This is a genomic window from Spirillospora sp. NPDC049652 (genome assembly GCF_040675125.1).
In the GTDB taxonomy this organism is placed as follows: domain Bacteria; phylum Actinomycetota; class Actinomycetes; order Streptosporangiales; family Streptosporangiaceae; genus Spirillospora.
This window is the reverse complement of the sequence record NZ_JBFAOF010000843.1, coordinates 1-3,193: the sequence shown is the minus strand read 5'-3', so window position 1 is coordinate 3,193 and position 3,193 is coordinate 1. Positions and strand designations below refer to the sequence as shown.

Annotated in this window: 3 protein-coding genes; 1 reads left to right on the top strand and 2 read right to left on the bottom strand. The window is 72.0% G+C overall.

The window, feature by feature from the left end:
* Positions 1-174: 174 nt before the first annotated feature.
* Positions 175-1,107, bottom strand: a complete 933-nt coding sequence (locus AB0J52_RS33630; protein ID WP_500186907.1) for an RDD family protein — start codon at positions 1,105-1,107, stop codon at positions 175-177.
* Between the two features lie 2 nt (positions 1,108-1,109).
* Positions 1,110-1,640, bottom strand: coding sequence for an amino-acid N-acetyltransferase (locus tag AB0J52_RS33625; protein WP_500186906.1), 531 nt, complete (start codon positions 1,638-1,640; stop codon positions 1,110-1,112).
* Positions 1,641-2,108: 468 nt separating this feature from the next.
* Here AB0J52_RS33625 and AB0J52_RS33620 point away from each other — a divergent pair, with 468 nt between their 5' ends.
* Positions 2,109-3,131 (top strand): C40 family peptidase, encoded by a 1,023-nt coding sequence (locus tag AB0J52_RS33620; RefSeq protein WP_500186904.1) that lies wholly within the window; start codon positions 2,109-2,111, stop codon positions 3,129-3,131.
* Positions 3,132-3,193 lie beyond the last annotated feature (62 nt).

The following is a 3,193-nucleotide window of genomic DNA, read 5'->3' as shown; positions in this document are numbered from 1 at the left end:
GGCCGGCTCGCGGACGGTGCCGGCGGCCGGGCCGCCGGGCACGCCCTCGAAGGCGGCCGCTCCGGGCGGCTCCGGCCAGTCCGCCGGGTCCCCGAAGCGGTCGTCTGCCCCTCCGTCCGGGCGCTCACCCGGGCGCTCGTCGGCGCGTTCGCCCGGCGCCGTCATCGGCCGACCCTAGTAAGCGCCCTGGCCTGACTGGCCGCTTTCGTAGGACGATCCATATCCCTGGTCGTAACCTTGGTCATATCCCGCGTCCTCGTATCCCGCCCGTTCGTCGATGACGACGGTTCCGGCGAGCCGGTCGTGCAGGGCCTGGTGCAGCGGCTCGTCCCAGATGGCCCACAGATACGCCATCAGCATGCCTCCCGCGACGAGCAGTTCGCCGGTGAACGCGTAGTTCCAGACCTTCACGGCGAGGATGAGAAAGAAGAAGACACCGATCTGGTAGCCGATGTTGTTGATGGCCGCGCGCCGGACGGCGTGTCCGCCGCTGAGCGGTTCGCCCAAGGGCCGCGCCTGCACGACGCCGACGCCGAGCCACCGCTTCCCCAGCGTCCGGCCCCACATCGACAACTGGACCGCCTCGTAGAGGAACGGAAGCACGGCCATCACGGCGAAGAGCGTGATGAAGATCGGCCAATTCCAGATCGCGCCCTCGTTCGCCGCCTTCTTGCTCGACCCGCCGACGCCGGTGACCGCCAGGGTGATCGGCAGGACGAGCGCGAAACCGAATGCCGACACGAGGATGCCGTCGATGATTCGCGCGCCCGCGCGCCGCAGGATCGGCGCGGGGACGAGCGCGGGAGGGGCGGCGTCCTCGTATTGGCCGGCGGACGACTCGTACTCGGCGGCATAGTCGGTCGTCTCGTTCGCGTCGCCCTCGTTCCAGGACTGCGTTCCGGCGTTCTGTTCCCATTGCCGGGTGCCGGACTGCCGCCCCCACTGGTCCGGCTGCTGTCCCCATTGCCGGTCCGGCGGCTGCTGCGGCTGCTGCCATTGCTGCTGCGCGGGTTGGCGGGACTGCTGCCACTGCTGCGGCGGCGCCCCGTACGAGGGGTCTCCGTGGGACGGCTCGTCCTGCCGTCCCCGGCGGGGGAAGTCACTCATGGTCAATCCTCCAGGCGGAGCAGCATCCGGGTGTTTCCCAACGTATTGGGCTTCACCCGGTCGAGGTCCAAGAACTCGGCCACGCCTTCGTCGTAGGAGCGCAGAAGTTCCTCGTACACCTCATGGGACACGGGCGTTCCGAGGATGGGGCGGAATCCGTGGCGGGCGAAGAAATCCACTTCGAACGTCAGGCAGAACACGCGCCGGACGCCGAGTTCCCGCGCGGTCTCCAGCAGCCGGGTCACGATGCGGTGCCCGACGCCGCGTCCGCCGTGCCCCTTGTCGACCGCGACCGAGCGGACCTCGGCGAGGTCCTCCCACATCACGTGCAGCGCGCCGCAGCCGATGATCGGCGGGGGGCCGCCCGGCCCGGCGGCCTGGAGGTCCTCGGCGACCCAGAACTCCTGGACGTCCTCGTACAGCGAGACCGTCGTCTTGCGCAGCATCCGCGGCCCGGGACCGGCGTAATGGCCGATCAACCGGGCGATCTCCTGCACGTCGGGCGTGCGGGCCCGCCTGATCACCACTTCCACAAGCAGCGGACGCTATCGGACTTCGCGGGCCGCGCCGACTCCGGGACGGTCCGGGTACCTCGCATACCGGAAACCCTTCGCCGATGCCCCCGGAACCGGCCCACCGAACAAGCCGCCGGAAGGACGGAACAGGCACTTCCGCAGAAGGACGGCGGCGCGTCCGCCTTTTCGCATGTTCCGGTTGGCATCCCCTTCCGGCTCCGTTAGTGTCCGGCTCTGAATCGGGTTTCGGACCGTGACCGACCCGTTCCGCCGAGTATCCGGACCGCAGCCGGCGGTCCGGGAGCCGGGGACCCGCCTTCGACGACACCGCGCGGCACGGGCCGCGCCGGTCGGCGACCGGGGTGAATCCGCCGAACGTCCGCGACCGCCGCATCCGCGGCGGCCCGCTCCGCGCGTCCGGCCGACGGGCTGCTCCTGCCCGAACCCGACAGCTAACCCGGTAGGCGGACAAGGAGAGGAGACCGCGTGGAACCTTCGCGCCCTGCTTCACCCCCGCGCACCCGCCGCGCTCCCCGCGTCCGGCGGGATCGCCGCGTTCGCCGCCCCAGTGTGGTGGCCGGGGCCGGGCTGGTGGCCGGGCTGACCGCAGCGCCGCTCGGGCAGGCCGCGGCCGCCGAGCCGAAGCCGTCCGGCAAGGAGCTCGCCTCCCAGGCGTTCCAGCTCGCCGACCGGGTGGAGCGGCTCACCGAGCAGTACAACGGGCTCAAGGTGAGGCTCAAGGAGGCGCAGACGGCCGCCAGGGCGGCGACCGCGAACTCCCGGCGGGAGCAGGCGTCCCTCGGCGCGGTCCGCGCCCGGCTGAGCCGCCTGGCGGCGGCCAGCTACATGGACGCGGGCGGCCCCACCGATCCGGCGGTGACGTTCGCCGCCTCGCGCGACCCGCAGCAGGTCCTCGACCGGGCCGCCACCCTGCGGTACCTCTCCACCCAGAACAGCACGCGGTTCATCGGCCTCATCCAGACGATGCAGGCCGCGGACCGGGCGTTCAAGGACGCGCAGCGGCGGGCGGAGGACGTGACCGTGCTGCGCGACCAGGTGGACGCGCAGCGCCGGAAGGTCACCGACGCCTACGACGAGATCCGCGGCCGGCTCGTGAAGCGGGACCCGAAGGCGGTCGCCAAGCTGCCGGTCGTCGGCGACGACCTGGGCGCCAAGGCGCTCCGGCTCGCGATGACCAAGATCGGCGACCGGTACGTGTGGGGCGCGGCGGGGCCGTCCACCTTCGACTGCTCGGGGCTGGTCATGTGGGCCTACGAGCAGCTCGGCGTCAACCTGCCGCACTACACCGGGGCCCAGTGGAACGCGGGCACCCACGTGGCCCGGGACCGGCTCCGGCCGGGCGACCTCGTCTTCTTCTATCCCGACCTGCACCACATGGGGCTGTACGTCGGCGCGGGGAAGATCCTGCACGCCCCGCACACCGGCGACGTCGTCAAGATCGACAGCTTGGGCGGCCGGCCCTTCGCCGGCGCCGTCCGCATCAACTGAGCCGTCAGCCGAGCCGTCGGCCGGGGCTTCGGCCGAGCCGCGTCGCGCCCCGCGACGGCGAG

What these genes read in the sequence shown, in the direction of transcription:
- AB0J52_RS33630 (WP_500186907.1), bottom strand. Translation starts at nt 1,107, where the DNA reads ATGAGTGACTTCCCCCGCCGGGGACGGCAGGACGAGCCGTCCCACGGA.